The sequence below is a fragment of the Burkholderia sp. BCC1996 genome (genome assembly GCF_905339955.1).
Taxonomy (GTDB): Bacteria; Pseudomonadota; Gammaproteobacteria; order Burkholderiales; family Burkholderiaceae; genus Burkholderia.
In genome coordinates this window covers 155,123-177,158 of the sequence record NZ_CAJPHM010000012.1, presented here as the reverse complement: position 1 = coordinate 177,158, position 22,036 = coordinate 155,123, and the positions used below count along the sequence as shown (strand labels likewise).

The following is a 22,036-nucleotide window of genomic DNA, read 5'->3' as shown; positions in this document are numbered from 1 at the left end:
ACAAAGGCGACGACATGGACAAATTCTCCGCGCTGCGCGCGTTCGTGGAAGTGGCGGAAGCCGGCGGCTTCTCGAGCGCGGGACGCCGTCTCGACCTCGCGGCCTCGTCGGTCGTGCGCGCGGTGGATGCGCTCGAGGCATCGCTCGGCACCGCGCTGCTGAACCGCACGACGCGCCAGGTCACGCTGTCCGATGCCGGCTCCATGTACTACGCGCGCGCGAAGCGGCTGCTCGAGGAACTCGCGGAAGCCGATGCGCTCGTCTCCGATCGCGGCGACGAGCCGTCCGGGCCGCTGCGCGTGTCGGTGCCGGTCGCGTACGGCGTGCGCCGCATCGCGCCGCATGTCGCGGCCTTCCTCGCGCGCCATCCGAAACTCGATCTCGACCTGCAGCTCACCGACGAACGCGTCGATCTCGTCGCCGGCCGGATCGACGTCGCGATCCGGCTCGGCGAAGCAGCGCCTTCCGCGGAGGTCGTCGCACGGCAGCTCGCGACGTTCCAGCGCTATGTCGTCGCGAGCCACGACTATCTCGACGCGCACGGCACGCCGGCAACGCCGGGCGAACTGGTCGATCACGCGTGCGTGCGCTTTCACTTCGGCGGCGACCAGCAGGCGTGGTCGTTCGCCGATGCGCACGGCACGACGCGGGTGCTGGTCGCCGGGCGCCTGAAATCGAATCACAGTGAAGTGTTGCGCGAGGCCGTGCTCGACGGCGCCGGCATCGCGCTGCTGCCCGACTGGCTCGTCGATGCCGATGTCCAGTCGGGCCGCCTGCGCAGGCTGTTCGAAGCGTACGACGTCACGCCCGATGCGGCGCGCTCGGTCGTGACCGCGCTGTACCTGCCGAATCAGCGCGGCTCGAAGCGCGTCACCGCGTTCATCGATTTCGTCGAGGCGCTCGCACGCGCGCAGCCGTGAGCCGCGCGACGCGGCGCGGCTTGCCGCGTTACCAGCCGAACTTCGCCTCCATGCCGACGTAGTCGGCATTGCGCGCGCCGAGCGCGCGAATCGAATCGGCGACCTGGAAATGCACGGCCTCGACCGCCAGCGCCACGTTCGCATTGACCAGCCAGTCGACGCGCGCCTGCGCATACATGCCCGTGCGCGCGCCGCCCTTGCCGGCCGTGCCGGGCACCGCCTGCATCCCCTGCCCGTAGATCGCATCGGCGGTCGTCTGGCGCCACTGGAAACCGACCGCGGTCAGCACCGTCACGTTGCTGGCCGGCTTGAACGTCAGCGACGGCTTCACGTGAATCAGGTTGCTGTAGCCGGTGTAGCCGGCGAGCGTGAAGTAATAGCCGTTCGGGAACAGCGGATTGAAGGTGCCCATGCGCCCGTCGCCGGGATGCTTGTCGCCCGACGCGCCGTCGACCTGGATGCCGATGCGCGGCGTGCCCGGCGCTTTCGCGAACGTGTAGCCGCCGAGCGCGCCAAAGGCCCATGCGCCGATCGTGTCCTGGCCGATGTGGCCGGTCTGCAGCATCGCTTCGGCGTCCCAGTCGAACCCGGAAGACTTGCCCGCGTAGCGCATGTCGAACACGTCGCGCCGCTCGGTGCCGGCGCCGGCGAGATAGCGCGCGTTGTCGCGCGTATAGCGTGACCAGTAGGCCGACAGTTCGCCTGGGCCCACGGCGTTGTGCTCGATCCGCACGCCGTCGAAGCGCAGGTGCCGATTCGACACGTCGTCGAACACCGCGTCATTGCGATATTGCACCGGACGCGTCACGTAGCCGATCAGCCGCCAGTTGCCGATTTCGTAATCCGCCCACAGCGCGTCGAATGCCTGACGCACGTTCGGGCCGTCCCGCACCGACACGAACCGCTGCAGGTCGTACGCCATTTCCTGCCGGCCGACACGCGCCTTGAACGTTCCGCCGCCCAGCTGATCGACATACGCGACGAACGCCTGCTCGATGTCGAGCTGATCCTTGTCCACCGTACCGACCGTGTCTTTGCCGAACGGCCGCGCATCGACGAACTGCACGAACGCCTGGAAATGCCCGGCATAGCGCAGGTCCGCGTGCACCGTCGCGCGCTGGATCACGTAGTTGTCGTCGTGCGCGGTGCCGAGCCCGAACAGCGGCGCGTTGTTCAGCTCGAAACGCTCGCGCAGGTTCGCGCCGAGCGACAGGTAGGTCGACGGGTCGCCGCCGAGCGGGATGTACTTCAGCCCGTCGAGCGGCTTGCGCGGCACGCACGGATTCGCGAGCACCGACCAGTCTTCCTGCCAGCGGTTGAACAGCACCGCGGGCCGCTTCGCGGTGCACGTCGTGCCGGCGGCCGAGGCCGAGGTCGGCGCCGGCGCCACGGTGTCCTCGGCGGCGGCCGCCGTCCCGGCGTATGTCGCGACGCCGCCCGCCAGCACGGCGGCCGGCAGCACGCCCCGCCACGCCCACCTCATCGCCCGATGCGCCATTACTTCGACCGCGCGTGGATCTCGGCGACGTAGCCGCCCGGGAACTGCACGAGCGCCGCATCGCGCCCGTCCGACGTGAAGGGCGGCACCAGCACGGTCACGCCGGCGGCCTTGGCCTTCTCCAGCGTGGCGGCGAGGTCCGGCACTTCGTAGCCCGTCATTTCGCGCCCGAACGGATAAGGCAGACGGCCGTCGGTCGCCAGCACGGTCATCTTGCCGAAGCCCGACTCGATGCGGATGCGGCGATACGTGTCGTTCGGCCGGCCGATCTCGATGCCCGGCGCCTTGCGCACGTCGGACACGACCTTGCCGCGCGAGAACGCGACGAAGTCGTGCACCAGCTTGCTCGCGCTTTCCGGCGACACGTACACGCGGTTTTCCGGCACCGTCTGCAGCGGGTCGTAGTGCGGCGCCTGGGTGTGCCAGTACAGCTGCATGTTCACGCCGCCCGGCCAGCGGATGATCGCGTCGCGGCCGATCGGATCGGGGAACGTGTCGACGACCACGTCCGCGCCGTGCGCGCGCGCCGATTTCATCGCGACGTCCATGTCGGTGACGAGGTAGCCGGTGCGCTCCTCGCAGAACGGATACGGGATCGGCGTCTTGAAGCCGAACACTGAAATCGTGCCGAACGGCGTCAGCACGAGCTGCGACATCGTCTGGCTCGGCGTCGGCGTGACCTGGAACACGCCCTGCTGCGACTTCTTGCCGCCGAACGTCGCGACGAAGCTGTCGGTGAAGCGGTCGAAGTCTTCCGGCGCGACGCACACGTGCGTCGTGTCGTATTGCGGGCCGACCGCGACGGCCGGCACCTTCCCTGACGAGGTATCGAGCAGGCGCGTCTCGTCCGCGTGGGCCGGCGCGCTCGCCAGCAATGCGCCGAACATGGCCGTCGATGCGGCCATCATCCGCAGTACCTGTCGCAACTTCAGTGCAATCATCGAAATCTCCTTGAAAATGACAAGCGCGGCCATACGCCGCGCGCGGATTCAGCGTGACGCCGGCCCGTCGTCGGGCCGGCCGGATCGGTAGGCGAGGAAGCACAAGGCCGCGAGCGGCAACGCCAGCGCCCAGAACGCGGCGGACACGTAGGCTGCGGCCCCCGCGCCGGCCCCGAGCGCGAAGCCCGCGACCGGCGGCAGCGTGCGCCGCAGCCGCGCGCGCGCGGCTTCGCGTTCGGCCGGCGCGGCAAGCGGCACGAGCCAGTCGAATGCATCGATCACCGCCTGCGTGACGTTGCCCGTCATCACCGTATTGGCGACGACCGAGCGCGCCGTCAGCCGGCCGTGCGCGTTCTGGACGCCCATCGCCGCGGCGCCGAGCAGGCCGCACAGGATCGTGCGCGGTGCGTCGGCGTCCGCGATCGGCGACGCCATCACGCCGGCCAGCATGAACCCGGCCAGCAGCACGGCCTGCAGTGCATACAGCGAACGCGCGCGCGGGCCGTGGCCGAGCGAACGCATCCGGTGGTCGAGCACGCGCGCGCCGACGATGCCGGCGATGAAGGCGGGGAATGCGAGCCACTTGATCACGAGCCCTTGCCCGACGCCGGCCAGCCCCGAGCCGATCAGGATGAAGTTGCCGGTGACGTGCGCAGTGAACAGGCCGAACAGCGCGACGAAGCCGAGCGTGTCGACGTAGCCGGCGATCGACGCGAGAAACACGTCCTCGCCGCGCACGTGATCGGGCGCCGCGGCCGCGGTTACCGGCTGCGTCGGCATGGCCCGGGTTCCTGGATGGCGACGGTTGCGCCGGCGCACGTGCTGCCTGCGTCCGGCGAGTTCAGATAACACATGTTCCGCTCCGGTTGCGCCGAACGGCCCGGAGGCGCCGACTGGCGTCCGGTCCCAACGGCGGTTCGGAAGCAAGACTAGTTAAGGAACGTCTTAATGTCATGGCGGCGGCCCTGAATTTTCCTGAATATGCCGCCCGGACGCCCGGCCGGACTGCGGGGTCGACGCGACGCGGTACGCTTAGGAAAACGCTCTCGCATCGCAGCGACCTCGGCGCAGCGATCGGCCCGCACGGTCCGATCGTGTTATTTTTCGAGCGATAGCTTAAGCGCGCCATCAGGAGCCGATGCATGACCGAAAGAAAACGCAGCACGCCGGCCCGCGAGCGCGGGACGGACGCCGACGGCAACGCCGTCACGCCGGGCCGCCGGCTCGCGCCGGAAGCGCGCGAGCGGCAAATCGTCGAGAAGGCGATCGAGCACTTCGCGACGCACGGCTTTTCCGGCAGCACGCGCGAACTCGCGCGGCAAATCGGCGTCACCCAGCCGCTCTTGTACCGGTACTTCCCGAGCAAGGAAGCGCTGATCGATCGCGTGTACGACGAGATCTACACGTGGAACTCCGACTGGGAAAAACTGATCGCGGACCGCACGGTCCCGCTGCAGGAACGGCTCGTCACGTTCTATCGCGCGTACGCGCAAACCATCCTGCGGCGCGAATGGATCCGCACCTTCATCTTCGCGGGGCTCAGCCGCGAGGGTTTCAATACTCGCTACCTGTCGCGGTTGCGCGAACGCGTGTTCCTGCCGGTGCTGCGCGAGTTGCGGCACGAGTACGACATTGCGACGCCGGCGACCGAGGCACAGCGCAACGCGGAAATCGAACTGGTCTGGAGCCTGCACGCGAGCATCTTCTATTTCGGCGTCCGCAAGTGGGTCTACGGCCTGCCGGTGCCCGACGATCTCGACACCGAAATCGAACGGCTGGTCGATGCGTTTCTCCACGGCACGCCCGCGACGCTGAAGCAGCTCGCGTCCGGCGCGGGTGGCCGGCGCCGCCGGCGCGCGTAATCCGGCGCGGCGCACGCCGCCAGACGATTTCAGAACAATTTATCCGGCGCGCCGATCGCTTCGCCTATCCTCGAACGGCATCTGCGCCCGCCTCCCGGCTGCGCGCACACCGAACCGGACAGGGACCACCCGATGACCCACGACGCGCCTTCGATCACGCATCACACCGTCACCGCGAACGGCATCCGCCAGCACTACATCGATGCCGGCAGCGGGCCGGTCGTCGTGCTGCTGCACGGCTTCCCGGAAACCAGCTTCGCGTGGCGCTTCCAGATCCCGGCGCTGGCGCGGCGTTACCGCGTGATCGCGCCCGACCTGCGCGGCTACGGCGAAACCGACAAGCCGGCCGCCGGCTACGACAAGCGCAACATGGCGCGCGACGTAGCCGGCCTGCTCGATGCGCTCGGCATCGGCCGCATCGCGCTCGTCGGCCACGATCGCGGCGCGCGTGTCGCGACGCGCTTTTCGAAGGACTTCCCCGAGCGCGTCGACCGGCTCGTCGTGATGGACAACGTGCCGACGCGCATCGTCGCGCAGAACATGACCGCGCAAACCGCGCGCGCGTACTGGTTCTTCCTGTTCCATCAGGTGCCCGACCTGCCCGAGGCACTGATCGCCGGCAAGGAAGCCGAGTGGCTGAGCCATTTCTTCGCCGACTGGTGCTACAACCCGCACGCGATCTCCGGCGACGCGTTCGACACGTACGTGCGTGCGTACCGGCGCCCGGGCGCCGTGCGCGGCGCGCTGGCCGACTATCGCGCGAACGCGGAGGACGTGAAGCAGGATCTCGTCGACGCCGACGTCCCGATCGCCTGCCCGACGATGGCCATCTGGGGCGAGGATTTCTATGCGGTCGGCAAGATGTTCGACATGAAGTCCGTGTGGGAAAGCATGGCGACGAACCTGCGCGCCGAGCCGATCGCGCAGTGCGGACACCTGCCGCAGGAGGAGCAGCCGGAGCGCGTGAACGCGTTGCTGCTCGACTTCCTCGCGCACTGGGAAGGTTGAACTGCCGCGTGCGGCGAATCATCGGGGGAAAGCAATCATGAGCGATGTTTCGGGCCCGTCGGCGATCGTCGTCGGCGGATCGGTGGGCGGACTGTTCACGGCAACCGCGTTGCGGGCGGCCGGCTGGCGCGTCAAGGTGTTCGAGCAATCGCCGAACGATCTCGACAGTCGCGGCGGCGGCATCGTGCTGCAGCCGCCGATCGAGCGCGCGTTCGCGTTCGGCGGCGTGCCTGTGCCGCGCGACGCGGGCGTCGATTCGGGCGACCGGATCTACGTCGACGAACGCGACCGTATCGTGCAACGCTTCTACATGCCGCAGACGCAGACCGCATGGAACGTGATCTATACGGCGCTGAAGCGCGCGCTGCCCGCCGACGTCCTGCACGCCGGCGTCGCGTTCGACCGGTTCGAGCAGGACGGCGCGCGCGTGTTCGCGCACTTCTCGGACGGCCGCGTCGAGCAGGCCGACCTGCTGGTCGGCGCCGACGGCGGCCGCTCGGCCGTGCGCGCGCAGCTGCTGCCCGATGCGCGGCCCGCATACGCGGGGTATGTCGCGTGGCGCGGGCTCGTCGACGAGCACCTGCTTCCCGACACGGTGCTGCAGGTGCTGCGCGAGCGCTTCACGTTCCAGCAAGGCGACGCCCATCTGTTCCTGACCTATCTGGTGCCCGGCCGCGACGGCGCGATCGCGCCCGGCAAGCGGCGCGTGAACTGGGTCTGGTACCGGCGGCTCGCGCAGGATCGCCTGCCATCGCTGTTTCTCGGCCAGGACGGCATGCAGCGCGACGGCTCGCTGCCGCCCGGCGCGATGCGCGACGACAACCGGCTCGAACTCGTGAACGCCGGCCGCCGGATGCTCGCACCGACGCTCGCCGCGCTCGTCGACGCGACACAGGCGCCGTTCGCACAGGCGATCCTCGATCTCGCGGTCGAGCGCATGGCGTTCGGCCGCGCCGTGCTGCTCGGCGACGCGGCCTGCCTCGTGCGGCCGCATACGGCCGCAGGTGTCGCGAAAGCGGCGGACAACGCGGTCGGTCTTGCCGAGGCGCTGCGCGGCGGCGTGCCCGCCAACGCGTTCGACGCCGCGCTGTCGCGCTGGGAAGCTGTTCAGCTCGCCACCAGCGCGTCGCTGTCCGAACTCGGCATCTCGCTCGGCGCGCGGATCATGGGGCGCGCGTGACCGGCCGGCCGCCGTGTGCGGGCTCGATCGTTTGCATCGACCGCCGATTCGTGATTCCAGGTCAAAAATGATTTCGCCGGCGGCCCGTTTTTCCGCGGCGTCGGGATACCTATATTGGCAGCACTCGCAACGACGACGACGTGGTTGCGGTTCACTCGACCCGATAGGTACCCCTGATGAAAACGCTCGTTTCTTCCACGCTTGCCGCACTGATCATCGCCACGCCGGCCGTTTCGTTCGCGCAGCAGCATGACCGCCCGCTGACCCGCGCCGAAGTGAAAGCCGAAATGGCCCGCCTCGCGGCTGTCGGCTATACGCCGGCACTGGACCACAACCAGTATCCGGTCGCGATCCTCGCCGCCGAAAAGCGCGTGCGTGAAAACGCCGTCGCGCAAGCGGCATCGAACACCGCACCGGCAGCCGACACGACCGGCTACGGCAGCGAAGGCACCGGCACCAGCGCATCCGGCCGCGCACTGACGACCAACGGCCGCGACGCGATCTATCTCGGTCATTGAGCGGCATCGACGCGCGCGCGAGCACCTTGCCCGCCACGCGCCTCCGCTCGTCCGTCCCCTCCGCATCGCCGGCCCGAATCGCCTGAACAGGCGTTCGGGCCGCGCGTCGTCGCACCGCTTCCCGCATCACGCCCCTGCCGCGCGCATCGTCGCCGCACCGCGCGATTCGTGACTGCGCAGTACAAGTTCTTATGACGCCGCGTCCGTTTATCCATCGCGCGCCACGCACGATACTGCGCACCATCCGGCGCCGTGCGCGTCATTCGATACCCCGAACAACATGAACAGCTACCCAGGATTGAAGCGCTTCGCGCGACCGGCCGTGCTGGCCGCCCTTCCGCTCGCCGCATTGCTCGCGTTGACGGGCTGCCGGTCGGACGACACCGCGCCGGCCCCGAAGCCGAACGTGATCGTCAGCGCGCCCGTCGCGCGCAACGTGAACGACGTCGACGTCTACACGGGCCGCTTCGAAGCGGTCGACACGGTCGACGTGCGCCCGCGCGTGAGCGGCTATCTCGAACGCGTCGCGTTCCAGGATGGCGCGACCGTGAAAAAAGGCGACCTGCTGTTCGTCATCGATCCGCGCCCGTACCAGGCGGCGGTGACGGCCGCGCAAGGCACGCTCGAGCGCGCGCAGTCGCAACTGAAGCTGAGCCGGCAGGATTTCGAGCGGGCCAGCGTCCTGATCAAGACCGACACCATCGCGCAGAGCCTGTACGACCAGCGCCGCCAGGCCGTGCAAAGCGCGCAGGCCGACGTGACGAGCGCGCAAGGCGCGCTCGAACGCGCGCGGCTCGACCTGTCGTTCACGCGCATCGTCGCGCCGATGTCGGGGCGCATCAGCCGCAAGCGCGTCAGCGAGGGCAACCTCGTGAAGGGCGGCGACAGCGAAGCCACGGTGCTGACGACGATCGTGTCGCAGGACCCGATCGACATCTACTTCGACGTCGACGAGGAAAGCTACCTGCGCTACACGCGCGAAGCCGCGCAACATGGCGGCAGCGCGTCGTCGCGACAGGTGGCGATCGCGCTGCCGGGCGACGCGAAGCCGTCGCTGTCGGGCACGATGGATTTCGTCGACAACCGCCTCGACAACTCGACCGGCACGCTACGCCAGCGCGCGCGCGTCGCGAATCCGGACGGACGCCTGAGCCCCGGCCAGTTCGGCCGCGTGTCGCTGTCGAGCCGCGTCGCGCACGCGGCGCTGCTCGTGCCGGATTCGGCCGTCGCGACCGACGCGACGCGCCGCGTGCTGTATTTCGTCGACGCGAACGGCACCGTGTCGGTGCGCCCGGTGACGCCCGGCCGCCTGTTCGGCAACCTGCGTGAAATCGATGCGGGGCTGAAGGCCGGCGACCGCGTGATCGTCGACGGCTTCCAGCGCGTGCAGGCCGGCGATCAGGTCAACGCGGTGCCGCGCGCGATCGATGCGGCTCAGATGGCGAATGGGACGAATTCCGAAAAAGTTGCGAACGCAACTGCTTCGTCCAGCACCGCGACCGGGAGCGCGCAATGAACCTCGGCCGCCTGTCCGTCCAGCAGCCGGTGCTCGCGATCGTCCTGTCGATCGTGCTGACCATCGCAGGCGCGCTGGCCTATTTCTCGCTCGCGGTGTCCGAGTATCCGGACATCGCGCCGCCGACCGTCGTGATCCAGGCGAGCTACCCGGGTGCGTCCGCGGAAACCGTGTCGCAAACCGTCTCGACCCCGATCGAGCTGGAAGTGAACGGCGTCGAGGACATGCTGTACATGTACAGCCAGGCGACCTCCGACGGCAGCCTGAACATCACCGCGACGTTCAAGCCCGGCACCGACGTCGACAAGGCGCAGGTGCTGGTGCAGAATCGCGTCGCGCTCGCGACGCCGCGCCTGCCCGAGCCCGTGCAGCGCAGCGGCGTGTCGGTCCGCAAGTCGTCGCCGACGCAGCTCGGCACGATCTTCATCTACTCGCCCGACCAGCGCTACGATCCGCTGTACGTGTCGAACTATGCGATCCGCAACGTCGCCGACGTGCTGAAGCGGATCGACGGCGTCGGCGACATCAACCCGCTCGGCGCGCGCGAATACTCGATGCGCATCTGGCTCGACCCGGAACGCGTCGCGTCGTTCGGCCTGAGCCCGCGCGACCTCATCGCCGCGGTGCGCGCGCAGAACACGCAGCTCGCGGGCGGCGTGGTCGCGCAGGCGCCGATCACGAACCAGGCGTTCCAGCCGAACCTGATCTTCGAAGGGCGCCTGAAGCGGCCCGAGGATTTCAGCGACATCGTCGTCAAGCAGGGGCAGGACGGGCGTCTCGTGCGGCTGAAGGACGTCGCGCGCATCGAGGTCGGCGCGCTCGCGTACGCGACCGACAGCTACATGCTGCGCCACCCGACCATCGCGCTGCAGGTGCTGCAGCAGCCCGGCGCGAACGCGGTCGCGACGATGGACGCGGTCGAGAAGAAGATGACCGAGCTCGGCAAGGCGTTCCCGAAGGGCATCGTCTACAACATCGGCTACAACCCGACCGCGTTCATCGGCGACAGCATCCACGAACTCGTGAAGACCATCTACGAGGCCGTCGTGCTCGTGGTGTTCGTCGTGCTGCTGTTCCTGCAGGGCTGGCGGCCTTCGATCATCCCGATCCTGTCGATTCCGGTGTCGCTGGTCGGCACGTTCGCGGCGATGGCCGTGCTCGGCTACTCGATCAACAACCTGACGCTGTTCGGCCTCGTGCTCGCGGTGGGGATCGTCGTCGACAACGCGATCGTCGTGGTCGAGAACGTCGAGCGGCACCTGGCGGCCGGCGCCGCGCCGCGCGATGCGACGCTGCTGACGATGAAGGAAGTCGGCGGCGCGCTGTTCGCGATCACGCTGGTGCTGTGCGCGGTGTTCGTGCCGACCTCGTTCATTCCGGGCATCTCCGGCCAGTTCTTCCGCCAGTTCGGCGTGACGATCGCCGTGTCGACCGCGATCTCGTTCTTCACGTCGGTCACGCTCGCGCCCGCGCTGTCCGCGATGATGCTGAAGGCGCACGACCCCGCGCACGATGCGCCGGCGTCGACGTCGCGCACGGCCGCGCTGCTTGCGCCGCTCATGCGCGCGGTGCAGCGTTTCGCGGATGCATTCAACCGCGTGTTCCAGCGCGTGTCGGACGCCTACGGCGCGCTGGTCAGGAAGCTCGTGCGGATCATCCCCGCGATGAGCGTGCTGTACGTCGTGCTGATCGCGGCGACCGGCTATCTGCTGGTATCGAGCCCGAAGGGCTTCATTCCCGCGCAGGATCGCGGCTACCTGGTGGTGCTGGTGCGCACGCCCGACGGCGCGACGCTCGAACGCACGAGCGCGGTCGCGCGCAAGATCGAGGACATCGCGCTGTCGGTGCCGGGCGTCGCGCGCGTGCCGGTGTTCTCCGGCGTCAACGCGGCCACCGGCACGAATTCGGCGAACAGCGCCGGCCTGTTCCCGGTGTTCAAGCCCTGGCCCGAACGCAAGGCGCAGGGCCTCACCATCGACACGATCGCGGCCGAGCTGCGCAAGCGCCTCGCGGGCATCACCGAAGCGTCGATCGTCGTCGCGATGCCGCCGCCGGTGCAGGGCCTCGGCAGCACGGGCGGCTTCGCGATGCGACTCGAAGACCGCAACGGCCTCGGCACGGCCGCGCTCGCAAAGGCGACGCAGGATCTCGTCGACGCCGCGAACCGCACGCCCGGCATGGTCGGCGTCTACACGCCCTACTCGGCGACGAGTCCGCAGGTTCACGTCGAGCTCGATCGCGAGAAGGCGGAGATGCTCGGCGTGCCGAGCCAGGAGATCAACGATGCGGTCGAAACGTATTTCGGCTCGACCTACATCAACGACTTCAACATCGTCGGGCGCACCTATCGCGTCACCGCGCAGGCCGACCTGCCGTTCCGCGTGACGGCCTCCGACCTCGGGCGCCTGAAGGTGCGCAACCGCGACGGCGACATGGTGCCGATCGGCAGCGTCACGCGCATCGACGACACGCTCGGCGTCGATCGCGCACCGCGCTACAACCTGTATCCGGCCACCGAGATCAACGGCGATACCGCACCCGGCCTCGGTTCCGGTTTTGCGATCAAGACGATGGAGACGCTCGCGAAGCAGGTGCTGCCGCCGGGCATCTCGTTCGAATGGACCGACTTGTCGTACCAGCAGACCACGGCCGGCAACACGGGGCTGCTCGTGTTCCCGCTGTGCGTGCTGCTCGTCTATCTGGTGCTCGCCGCGCAGTACGGCAGCTGGAGCCTGCCGGTGTCGATCCTGCTGATCGTGCCGATGTGCCTGCTGGCCGCGTCGCTCGGCGTGCGCGCGCTCGGCCAGGACGTGAACATCCTCACGCAGATCGGCTTCATCGTGCTGGTCGGGCTCGCCGCGAAGAACGCGATCCTGATCGTCGAGGTCGCGCGGCAGCTCGAGGCCGACGGCCGGGAGCTGGTCGACGCGGTGGTCGACGCGTGCGTGCAGCGGCTGCGCCCGATCGTGATGACGTCGCTCGCGTTCATTCTCGGCGTGCTGCCGCTCGTGATCTCCGAAGGCGCCGGCGCGGAAATGCGCCAGGCGGTCGGCGCAGCCGTGTTCTTCGGGATGATCGGCGTGACGTTCTTCGGGCTGCTGTTCACGCCTGTGTTCTATGTGCTGGTCCGCCGGCTCGCGACGCGCAAATCCGGCGTCGCGGCGGCGGCCGCGGAGGTGGTGCAATGAAATTCATCCGACTCGTGGCTGCGCTGTCCGCGGCGGCCGTCCTGACCGCGTGCACGAGCGCACCGGTCGCCACCGTCGCCCCGCCGCCGCTCGCCGCGACCTACGCGAACGCGGATCTCGTCGCCGCCGGCCCTGCCGCCGCGACCGACGCGTGGTGGCACGGCTTTCACGATCCGATTCTCGACCGGCTGGTCGATCGCGCGCTCGCCAACAACCTCGACCTGAAGGCGGCGGTCGCGCGCATCGACGCGGCGCGCGCGGTACGGATCGGCGCCGCGTCGCAGTGGTTCCCGTCGCTCGATCTGAATGCGGGCGCCGGCCGTCAGCGGCTGTCCGCGTCGCAGGCGTTCCCGACCGATACGCCAACGACCGGCAATGCGTTCGACCTGAATGCGAGCGTCGCGTGGGAAATCGACATCTTCGGGCGCATCCGCCAGGGCGTGTCGGCCGCCGACGCCGACATCGCGTCCGCGCAGAACGACGCGGCGGCCGTGCGGATCGCGACGATCGACGAAACCGTGCGCACCTACGTGACGGTGCGCGGGCTCGAGCAGCGGCTCGCGCTGGTCGAGGCGAACGCGGAAAGTCAGCGCGGCACCGAGGCATCGACGCGGCGCCTGTTCGACGCGGGCGTCGTGCCGATCGCCGACGTCGACCGCGCCGCCGCGCAGGCGGAAACCACGCTCGCCGAGTTGCCCGCGCTGCAGTTGCAGCGGCAGGCCGCGATTCACCGCTTGTCGATCATCACCGCGGCGACGCCGCAGGACGTCTATGCGCAACTCGATCCGCCCGCGCCGGGGCCGGTGTGGACGGCAGCGGCGCCGGGCGTCGGCACGCCGGCCGACCTGCTGCGCCGCCGGCCCGACGTGCGCGCCGCCGAAGCGAGGGTCGTCGCCGCGTATGCGCGCATCGGCGTGGCCGAAGCCGATCTCAGGCCGCACCTGCAGCTGATCGGCGTGATCGGCGCGGCCGTCGACGGCTTCTCCGGCGCGACGCTCGCGCGTTCGCTCGCCTGGATGGCCGGCGCCGGCGCGAGCGCGCCGCTGTTCGACGGCGGACGGCGCCGCAGCATCGTCGCGTTGCGACGCGCGCAGGCCGATCAGGCCGTCGCCGCCTATCGCTCGACCGTGCTCGGCGCGGTCAGCGACGTCGAAACGTCGCTCGCCGCAACCGCCCGCGATCACAGCCGGACCGAGCGCCTCGAACGCGCGGCGTCGAATGCGCGCGATGCCTATGCGCAGATCAACCGGTCGTGGCGCAGCGGCGAATCGGCGTTCATCGACACGCTGGAGGTGCAGCGCTCGCTGCTCGCGGCCGAGGATTCGCTCGCGCAGGCGCGCACCGACGAGATGCTCGCGCAGGTCAGGCTGATGACCGCGCTCGGACAATAGTCGGGTTGGTGCGATGCGGCTGGTGCGGCGCATCGGTCGCGTTGGTCGCGTCGGTCGCCATGAAAAAAGGGCGACGTGCCCGATATCGATCGAACACGTCGCCCTTCGCACGAGACGAGCGGCGGTTTGCGCGCCCCTTCAGTCGATATCGCCGCCTTCCTTCAGCTGTGCGCTCAAGTAGTCCAGAAAACTGACGATGCGCGACGACAGCGTCGCGTTGCGATAGTAGACCGCATGAATCGGCTGGCGAAATTCGGTCGTGTCGTCGACCAGCACTTCGACGAGGCTGCCGTCGCGGCGATGGGTGCCCGTCATGTAGTCGGCGAGGCACACGATGCCCGCGCCATTCAGCGCGAGCGTCAGCAGCGTCTCGCCGCTCGACGCCTGCAGCGCGGGATGGATCCGGTATACGTCGCCGTCCGCGGTGCGCAGCGGCCAGTGGTTCAGCGTTTCGGGCTGCACGAAGCCGAGCAGCGTATGGTCCGCGAGATCGGCCACGCGCGTCGGCACGCCGGCCTTCTCCAGGTACGCGGGGCTCGCGAGAATGCGCAGCCGGCTGCTGCCGAGCTTGCGCGCGTGCAGCGTCGAATCGCGCAGCTCGCCGATCCGGATCGCGACGTCGGCGCGCTGTTCGAGCAAGTCGATGATTTCGTCGCTGGTATGCAGTTCGGCCGCGATCGCCGGAAACGCTTCGCGAAAGCCCGGCATCATCGGCGCGATCACGTGCTGCATGAACGGCATCGCCGCGTTGATGCGCAACCGCCCGGCCGGCTTCTCGCGCTGGCTGGCGAGCTGTTCCTCGGCGAATTCGACCGACGCGATGATCTCGCGCGCGTATTCGAGGAACAGCGTGCCCTCTTCCGTCACTTCGAGCCGGCGTGTCGTGCGGCGGATCAGCGTCGTGTCGAGCTTTTCCTCGAGACGCCGCAGGATCCGGCTCATCACCGACGTCGGCTGGTGGAGCTTGTCCGCCGCCCCCGTCAACGAGCCGGTATCGGCGATGGTCACGAATGCGAGCATCTCGTCGAGGGTGGTCTTCATGGTCGGGAATCGGTGACGGTTTCAGAATCGTCACGATAGTGCCGCAGCGCCCGTTTGATAAGCGGGAGCCGGCGCGAATCATAGTTGATTCAGATTCAAGAATGCGCGGCTAATATTGTCCGATCAATGCGATCGCAGGCCGGGGGGCGCACGCGCCCGGGAGGGCGCGTGTTGCGTGTTGCGTGTTGCGTGTTGCGTGTTGCGTGCTGCGTGCTGCGTGCTGCGTGCTGCGTGCTGCGAAGCAATTCTGCGGCGTCAGGCCGCGACCGGCATGTCGTGGCGGATCCAGTCCTGCATCGCGCCATGCTGCGGCGCCCAGCCGAGTTCCTGCCGCGCGCGCACGGCTTTCACGCGGCTGTTCGACGCCAGAGAGAAATGCGCGCGCGAGTGGCCGAGCACCTGCTCGGCTTCGGCGATGTCCCACTCGACGACCGACGGCAAACCGAGACGCGCGGCGAGCGCCGCGCCGATGTCCGCGAACGACGCTTCGCCGTTCTCCGCGAAATACAGCGCGCCGGGCGCCGCGTGCCGCATCGCGCGCACGTAGAGATCGGCGACGTCCTCGACATGCACGTTCGACCAGCGGTTCAACCCCTTGCCGATCACGCGGACCGCGCCGGCCTCGCGCGCGATCGCCGCGAGCAGCGGAAGCTGCGCGCTGTCGCGCCGGATGCCGAGCCCGTCGCCGTAGATCATGCTGTTGCAGATCACCGCCGAGCGGATGCCGAGCGTCGCCGCCGACATCACGAGCCGATCGATCGCACGGCGCTCGGGCTTGGCCGGCGCGACGACCGGCGTCGCTTCGTCGAACACCGGCGCGTCGCCGTGCGCGCCCTGTGCGTCGTCCGCGATCACGCTGGTGCCGCTCGTATGCAGGAACGTCTTGCCCGAGCCGCTCAGCGCCGCGACGATCGTCTCGACCGATGCGCGGTGGTCACTGCTCGCCGCGTTGATCACGCAGTCCGCGTCGCTCGCGAACGCATGCAGCAACGCGATGTCGTCGAGCGTGCCGATGACCGGCATGATGCCGGCCGCCGCGAGCGTCGCGGCCTTCTCGCCGTCGCGCGCGAGCCCGGTGACGACATGCCCTTCCGATACCAGCCGTGCTGCCACCGAGCCGCCGATGTAGCCGGCCGCGCCCGTTACGAATACCTTGATGCCCTTCATCCACCGCTCCGATGGCGAGGCCGTGAAACTGCCCGCGCCTCGCGGAAATGAGTCGGCCCGCGCGCACCGGTGTCGGATGGGCGCGGGCCGTCGATGCCGGCCGTGCGGCGCGTCGAACCTGCGCAACGCGGCCTGTCGCGTCAGTATCGATGCCGCGCGCGGGCGGCGAAAGAGGCGGATCGTGAAAAGAGTTTTGATCCGGGCGGGAAGATCGGCGGCGGCGCGTCAAAGCAGGAGCCTCCAGGCTACGGCTTGCCGCCCAGCGACTCGACGATCCGGTACGCAGTCTTCACGCGATCCTCGATCGGGAAGCTGCGATTCGCGAGCATCACGATCGCGAGCCGCTTCGCGGGCACGAACGCGACATAGGTACTGAAGCCGTTGGTCGACCCCGTCTTGTTGATCCACGCATCCGGGCGCGGTGCGAGCGGCGGCTTGAGTTCGGTCGCGGGCGTCGCGTCGTGGAGCATCGGCGGCGCATTCCCCGCGAGCAGCGTCGGCAATGCGACCGGATACGGATACTGTTCCCAGATCAGGTCCTGCGTGAACGGCCCTGCGCGAGAATAACCGGTGTGCGTGCGTTCGAGCGCACGCTGCAGCCGCGGCGCCGTTTCGACGAGCCCCATGTTCGCCTGCACGAAGCGCAACAGGTCGGCCGCCGTCGTCCTGACGCCGTACGCCGGCTGCCACAGCATGCCGCCCGTCATCCGGATCGGCTTGCCGTCCTGCGTATAACCCTGCGCATAGTCGGCCTGCCGCGCGGCGGGCACGTTGATGTAGGTGTGCGTCATCCCGAGCGCGGGAAACAGCCGCTGTTCCATCAGCCCCGCGAAGTCGCGATTCATCGCCTTCGCGGTGAGCTGCCCGAGCATCCCGATCGCGACGTTCGAATAGGTGCGGCGCGTGCCCGGCGCGTACGCGGGACGCCACGCGTCGAGATAGCGCATCAGGCCCGCGTCGTCGCGGATGCTGTCGGGCACCTGCAGCGGCATCCCGCCGGGCGTGTGCGTGCCAAGCTCGAGCAGCGTCACGCGGCCGAACGGCTTGCCCCACAGCGCGGGCAGATACTTGCCGGCCGGATCCGTGAGCGACAGCTCGCCGCTTTCCTGCGCGTCGGATGCGAGCGTCGCGGTCAGCGTCTTGCTGACGGAGCCGATCTCGAACAGCGTGTCGCCGGTCACCGGCTGGCCGGTTTGCGTCGACATCACGCCGTAGTCGAACACATAAGGCTTGCCGTCGGCGACGATGCCGATCGCCATGCCGGGAATGGCGAACTGCTTCATCAGCGGTGCGACGTGGCGGGTTACGGTGTCGTGAATCTCGTCCTGCGTGGCGGCGGCCGCGCGGCCGGCCGTGGCGGCGGCGCATGCGGCGACGAACAGGGTCGCGGCGATGCGGATCGCGTTGAATCGCATGGGTGCGGTTCCTTCGATTTTCATATGGTTGCATGAACAACGGATTCGGCCGCGCCGCGCGGACGCCGCGCCAGCCGTCCCGTCGAGGCAGGACTATCCGCTGCCGGCCGCCAACCGACAATCGACGATATGTTGCGCGAGCCTAAAGAAAATCTTATGCGGCGCGTGAACCGGTCCCGCGCGTGTCAGTCCGGCAAGCGGTCGAGAAACGCCAGCATCGCGGCATTGAAGCGCGCCGGCCGCTGCAGCGGCGCGAAGTGGCTCACGCCCGGCAGGATCGTCAGCGTTGCGCCCGGAATCGTGCGCGCGAGATACGCTGCATGGTCGGGGCGGATGAACTCGTCGTGCTGGCCCTGCACGATCGCGACCGGCACGGCGATCGCCGCGAGGTCGGCCGCGCTGTAATCCGGTTGCGTGCGCATCATTTCGCTGACGGCGGCAACGAACGCGTCGAAACGGTCCGGCGTCGCGGACAGCCGCACGTAGTCCTTGCGGTGCCGCGCGAAGCAGCGGTCGATCAGCGGGCTCGGCACCATCTCCTTCGTGCCGCCCGGATCCATGTTGCACGCGAAGAAGAACACGCCCGCCGCACGCGCCGGCGCGCGGGCGGCCAGCACGAGCGACACGCATGCGCCGTCGCTCCAGCCGACGAAGCGTGCGCGCCCGATGCGCAGCGCATCGAGCACCGCCAGCACGTCGGAGGCCATGCGTTCGTAGGAATAGGGGCGATCGTCACGCGTGCTGCGGCCGTGGCCGCGGCTGTCGATCACGATCGCACGGTAGCCGGCCGCGAGCAGCGCCGGCACCTGGTTGCCCCAGTTGCCGCCGTGGCCGAGGCCGCCGTGCAGCAGCACGACGGGCGGGCCGTGGCCGAACGACGCGTGCCAGATGCGCGCGCCGTCGTGGTCCAGCCATCCTTCGGCGTCGGCCGCCGGCAGCGGCGCGCCGCCTTGCGCGTCGAAGCGGACGAGGTCGTCGTCGGCGAATTCCGCGTTCATCGTTCTGCCATCCTTGCGAGGGAGACGAGCTTGCGATTGTAATGCGCGCGACAGCGTGCCGCGACGCGTCCGCGCGCTGCGGTACGCGACGGCGCGGCGCCGTGCCTTCAGGCCTGCGTCGACACCAGCGCGCCGGACGTCGAGCCGCCCGACTTCTGGATCGCCTGCGCAAGCTGCGCGATCGCCGTCGACAGCGCGGCGGAGATCGTGCTGGCTTCCGCGCCCAGCGTCTGCTGCTCGAGTGCCGCCGCCGGATCGTGCTTCGCGCGCTGCGCGGCCGCCGCCATCTGCTGCTGCAGTTGCGCAAGCTGTTTCTGCAGGCGCTCGATGAGTTGCTTCAACTGCTTGACCGCGGGATCCTCGGCCGAGGATCCCGACGCGCCCGGCGTCTGCCCTGCGCCGTCCGACTGCGCGGCACCGCCCGCCTGCGACGACGCGGCGGACGTCGCCGTCGACGCGGCACCGGTGCCGGACGGATCGGCGGTCGCGTTGCCAGCGGCTGGCGAGGTCTGCGCAGCGGAAGAAGGGTCGATCTGCATCGTGTCGGTCCGTAGTGAGTGTGCGACTCGGGTCGGTTGAACAGGGGGTAACCTTGCAACCGGTTTACGGTATTCGTCGGATGAAACTTGAGCCCCGCCTTTCCAGCTGCCCTGAGATGCCCAGAGATGCCCGCGCCGTGCGCGTACCGCCGATCGTCGCGAAGGGGCCAGATTGGCCGGCCGTCGACGCTGGTAAAATCGCCGGCTGGCCTGCTGCCGCAGCACACCGGCTGCTTCCGGCAAGGCCTCGCGGGCTGCCCCGCGTCGGCGCCCGTCCGGTCGGGCCCGACACGCGATGCCGTCCGGCGCCGTCGCAACGCGAGCCCCGCGCCCGCATCGACATGCGACGCGCCGACTTCGGCACGCTCCACCTTCATCACGCATTTCGAGGAATTCACGATGGCCCGCATCGGCGCCTTCTGCCTGACCACGTGGCTCGCAGCCGCGATTCTCTATTTCGGCCAGCATTCGGTCGCGATGATCGCGCTCAGCGGCGTGGTCGTGTTCGGCGGATTCGATTTGCTGCGTCCGTAACGACGGCGGCGCGCGCGGCAGCGGCGGGCGCGCTTCGCCGCCGCACTGAAAAACGCCGACCGGCGGGCCGCGACGCAGGGTAAGATGCGGGTCGGAGTCGTCATTCTCGCGCAGCACGAACAGGGCACCGCCCACGCAGGCCGTCCGATCATGAAACAAGGCATTTTCGTCGCCACGCCCGCCTACGGCGGCATGTGTTACCTGCCCTACGTGAACGGGCTGCTGGAGCTCCAGCATGCGTGCCTGAGCACCGGCCTCGCGTTCGAATACTTCTACCTGAGCGGCACCGCATTGTTGCATCAGCAACGAAACGTCGCGGTCGAGCGCTTCCTGCACAGCGGCCTGTCGCACATGATGTTCATCGATGCGGACATCGGCTTTCGCGGCAGCGACGTGATCCGGATGTTCGAACAGCAGCACGACGTGATGCTCGGGCTGTATCCGTCCAAGAGCATCAACTGGGCGGCGGTCGCCGAGGCCGCGCGCTCGGATCCGTCGGCGCCGCCCGAGCGGCTCGCGTTGTTCAGCGCCGATTACAGCCAGACCGCGTATGCGGTGGACGGTGCACAGTCCCGGATCCAGCTCGATTCGGTTTCCGAAATCCACTCGGGCGGCGCCGGCCTGATGATGATCGCGCGCCCCGTGTTCGACACGATGGCGCAGGCCTATCCCGAGACGCAGGTCCAGTTTCCGCCGAGCTATCGGAACCTGTCGCCGAATTCGACCTCCATGTACGAGCATTTCGAGTTCCTGAGGGAACCCGACGGGCGCTCGCTGTCGGAGGATCTGTCGTTCTGCAAGAAGTGGCGGATGTGCGGCGGCAAGCTGTATGCGTGTTCGTGGTTCCAGACCGTCCACGCGGGCGTTCATCTCTATGAGGGCAACCTGCCGGCGTTGCTCGGTCAATGAGCCGAGGGCGCGAACGGCTGGCGCTGCGCAACGCGTAGCGGCGCGAGCAGTTCGGCTAGCGGATGGCGGCTGACCGTCGCCGTCGTCGCGACTTCGGGCTGCGTGCGCAGCCCGGCATCCCGGACCGGCGCGACGCACGCGTCGGCCAGCCCGTCGAACGCTTCAACCCATCACCGCGGCAACGTCCGCAGCGACGACGGCCCGCCCGACAGCGCGATGCGCTTGCCCGTATCGCGCAACTTGCCGCCGTCCACCGCATACAGCGCGAGCTGCCGCTCGACGTTGAACTGCACGATCACGTGCCGGCTGTCGGCGGTAAACACGATGCCCTGCGCGGCTTCGCCGCCCGGCACTTCACTCGTCTGCACCGCACGGCCGTTGCGGATCTCGAACAGCACCACCTTGCCGAGCTTGTGGCGGCCCGGGTTGTCGGGCGTCAGGTTCGAGCCGTCCATCGCCTGCACGGCTATCCACTTTCCGTCCGGCGAGATCGCGACGCCTTCCGGCAGCGACGGCACCGTCAGGTACTGGACCGTGCGGAACGGCGTGCGCGACACGTCGATCAGCGCGACCGAATCGGCATCGCCCGCGAGCGTGCCCGTATAGCCCGGCAGCCCCGCGAGCCCGACGTTGCTGACGACGGCCCAGCGATTGTCGCTCGACACGTCGATCGTGTAGGGCGCGACGCCCGTGCTCAGCCGCGTGCCGCTGTCGGTCACCTTGCCGTCGTCGACGTTCAGCACCGCGATGCCCTGCTCGTCGCGCAGCGACACGAGCGCATGCTTGCCGTCGTGCGTGAAGCTGATCCCGGCGAGCCGCTTCTTGCCGATCTTCAGGTTGCCGTCGAGCGTCACCTGCGTTCCGTCGATCCGCAGGATCGACACGCTGCCGTCGACGTTCGCCGCCAGCGCGAGCCGGCCCGACCGGTCGATCGCGATCCCCTGCGGGTGCGTGCCGAGTTCGATGCGCGTGATCGCCGGCGGCGACGCATCGAGGTTCACGACCTGCACAAACGTGTCGAACACGAGCTGTTTCGCGGTCTGGTCGTAGCGCGTCGGCGCGCCGACCAGCGCGAGCTTCGCGTCGGGTGCGATCGCGACGGCCTGCGGCGGGCCCTGGATGCCGTTCTCGACGTCGACCTGCAGCGCGACCTTCGGCGGAAACACGCTCGCGTCGAGCAACGTCAGCGTGTCGGCGGGCGGCGACGCGAGATAGGTGTCGCGCCCTTCGACGCGCTGATACTTGCCGTCGTTGCCGGACACGATCCAGTCGGCCGCGTGCGCGGTGACGGCGGTGACGGTGGTGGTAGCGAGCGTCAGCGCGGCGAGCAGGCGGGCGCGACGAAGGCGAAAGCGATTCGAATGCATGCGGTCGGTTCTCCGGATCGGTTGCGGATGCAAGGACTGGCACG

General features: G+C 68.9%; 19 protein-coding genes. 10 read left to right on the top strand and 9 right to left on the bottom strand.

The features are described from left to right. The first annotated feature begins 14 nt into the window (after positions 1 to 14). On the top strand, positions 15 to 920 hold the full coding sequence (locus tag U4Z64_RS19435; RefSeq protein WP_044847188.1) for a LysR family transcriptional regulator: 906 nt from the start codon (positions 15 to 17) through the stop codon (positions 918 to 920). Between the two features lie 28 nt (positions 921 to 948). On the opposite strand, the gene U4Z64_RS19430 is transcribed toward U4Z64_RS19435, so the two are convergent. From U4Z64_RS19430 to U4Z64_RS19420, 3 genes are read right to left on the bottom strand one after another with little or no spacing between them, the layout of a single operon-like run. Further along, complete coding sequence (locus U4Z64_RS19430; protein ID WP_260428094.1) at positions 949 to 2,403, bottom strand: alginate export family protein; 1,455 nt, start codon at positions 2,401 to 2,403, stop codon at positions 949 to 951. 14 nt (positions 2,404 to 2,417) lie between these two features. Further along, positions 2,418 to 3,359 carry a glyoxalase gene (locus U4Z64_RS19425; protein ID WP_124667126.1) on the bottom strand — a complete coding sequence of 314 codons (942 nt, stop codon included), beginning with the start codon at positions 3,357 to 3,359 and terminating at the stop codon, positions 2,418 to 2,420. A 48-nt stretch (positions 3,360 to 3,407) separates the two neighbouring features. After that, entirely contained in the window at positions 3,408 to 4,139 is a 732-nt protein-coding gene (locus tag U4Z64_RS19420) for a YoaK family protein (RefSeq protein WP_124488034.1), read from the bottom strand. A 362-nt stretch (positions 4,140 to 4,501) separates the two neighbouring features. Between U4Z64_RS19420 and U4Z64_RS19415 the strand changes: the two genes are divergently transcribed. From U4Z64_RS19415 to U4Z64_RS19385, 7 genes are all read left to right on the top strand, one after another. Continuing rightward, positions 4,502 to 5,221: a TetR/AcrR family transcriptional regulator gene (locus U4Z64_RS19415; RefSeq protein WP_044847096.1), complete on the top strand. Its 720-nt coding sequence runs from the start codon at positions 4,502 to 4,504 to the stop codon at positions 5,219 to 5,221. Positions 5,222 to 5,353: 132 nt separating this feature from the next. Further along, positions 5,354 to 6,229: an alpha/beta hydrolase gene (locus tag U4Z64_RS19410; RefSeq protein ID WP_321820694.1), complete on the top strand. Its 876-nt coding sequence runs from the start codon at positions 5,354 to 5,356 to the stop codon at positions 6,227 to 6,229. Positions 6,230 to 6,266: 37 nt separating this feature from the next. After that, entirely contained in the window at positions 6,267 to 7,409 is a 1,143-nt protein-coding gene (locus tag U4Z64_RS19405; RefSeq protein ID WP_124892628.1) for an FAD binding domain-containing protein, read from the top strand. Between the two features lie 176 nt (positions 7,410 to 7,585). Next, a complete protein-coding gene (locus tag U4Z64_RS19400) occupies positions 7,586 to 7,927 on the top strand; it encodes a DUF4148 domain-containing protein (RefSeq protein ID WP_321820693.1) in 342 nt (113 codons plus the stop codon). Positions 7,928 to 8,207: 280 nt separating this feature from the next. Further along, positions 8,208 to 9,443: an efflux RND transporter periplasmic adaptor subunit gene (locus U4Z64_RS19395; protein WP_321820692.1), complete on the top strand. Its 1,236-nt coding sequence runs from the start codon at positions 8,208 to 8,210 to the stop codon at positions 9,441 to 9,443. Further along, entirely contained in the window at positions 9,440 to 12,631 is a 3,192-nt protein-coding gene (locus U4Z64_RS19390) for a multidrug efflux RND transporter permease subunit (protein ID WP_321820691.1), read from the top strand. Before U4Z64_RS19395 ends, U4Z64_RS19390 begins: the two co-directional genes overlap by 4 nt. Further along, complete coding sequence (locus U4Z64_RS19385) at positions 12,628 to 14,022, top strand: efflux transporter outer membrane subunit (protein ID WP_321820690.1); 1,395 nt, start codon at positions 12,628 to 12,630, stop codon at positions 14,020 to 14,022. Before U4Z64_RS19390 ends, U4Z64_RS19385 begins: the two co-directional genes overlap by 4 nt. Before the next feature lie 138 nt (positions 14,023 to 14,160). Here the strand turns inward: U4Z64_RS19385 and U4Z64_RS19380 are convergent, their stop codons facing one another. From U4Z64_RS19380 to U4Z64_RS19360, 5 genes are all read right to left on the bottom strand, one after another. Next, positions 14,161 to 15,063: a LysR substrate-binding domain-containing protein gene (locus tag U4Z64_RS19380; RefSeq protein WP_124521185.1), complete on the bottom strand. Its 903-nt coding sequence runs from the start codon at positions 15,061 to 15,063 to the stop codon at positions 14,161 to 14,163. 255 nt (positions 15,064 to 15,318) lie between these two features. Further along, positions 15,319 to 16,230, bottom strand: coding sequence for an NAD-dependent epimerase/dehydratase family protein (locus tag U4Z64_RS19375; protein WP_321820689.1), 912 nt, complete (start codon positions 16,228 to 16,230; stop codon positions 15,319 to 15,321). 245 nt (positions 16,231 to 16,475) lie between these two features. Beyond that, entirely contained in the window at positions 16,476 to 17,645 is a 1,170-nt protein-coding gene (gene ampC, locus U4Z64_RS19370; protein WP_321820688.1) for a class C beta-lactamase, read from the bottom strand. Between the two features lie 185 nt (positions 17,646 to 17,830). Continuing rightward, a complete protein-coding gene (locus U4Z64_RS19365) occupies positions 17,831 to 18,643 on the bottom strand; it encodes an alpha/beta hydrolase (RefSeq protein ID WP_321820687.1) in 813 nt (270 codons plus the stop codon). 107 nt (positions 18,644 to 18,750) lie between these two features. Further along, positions 18,751 to 19,182 carry a hypothetical protein gene (locus U4Z64_RS19360; protein WP_321810434.1) on the bottom strand — a complete coding sequence of 144 codons (432 nt, stop codon included), beginning with the start codon at positions 19,180 to 19,182 and terminating at the stop codon, positions 18,751 to 18,753. Positions 19,183 to 19,581: 399 nt separating this feature from the next. On the opposite strand from U4Z64_RS19360, the gene U4Z64_RS19355 reads away from it, so the two are divergent. Next, positions 19,582 to 19,716, top strand: coding sequence for a hypothetical protein (locus U4Z64_RS19355; protein ID WP_006750603.1), 135 nt, complete (start codon positions 19,582 to 19,584; stop codon positions 19,714 to 19,716). 150 nt (positions 19,717 to 19,866) lie between these two features. Next, the gene (locus tag U4Z64_RS19350) at positions 19,867 to 20,625 is read left to right on the top strand and encodes a hypothetical protein (RefSeq protein WP_135801046.1); all 759 of its coding nucleotides are present in this window, start codon (positions 19,867 to 19,869) and stop codon (positions 20,623 to 20,625) included. Positions 20,626 to 20,795: 170 nt separating this feature from the next. On the opposite strand, the gene U4Z64_RS19345 is transcribed toward U4Z64_RS19350, so the two are convergent. Continuing rightward, positions 20,796 to 21,992 (bottom strand): beta-propeller fold lactonase family protein, encoded by a 1,197-nt coding sequence (locus U4Z64_RS19345; RefSeq protein ID WP_321820686.1) that lies wholly within the window; start codon positions 21,990 to 21,992, stop codon positions 20,796 to 20,798. Positions 21,993 to 22,036 lie beyond the last annotated feature (44 nt).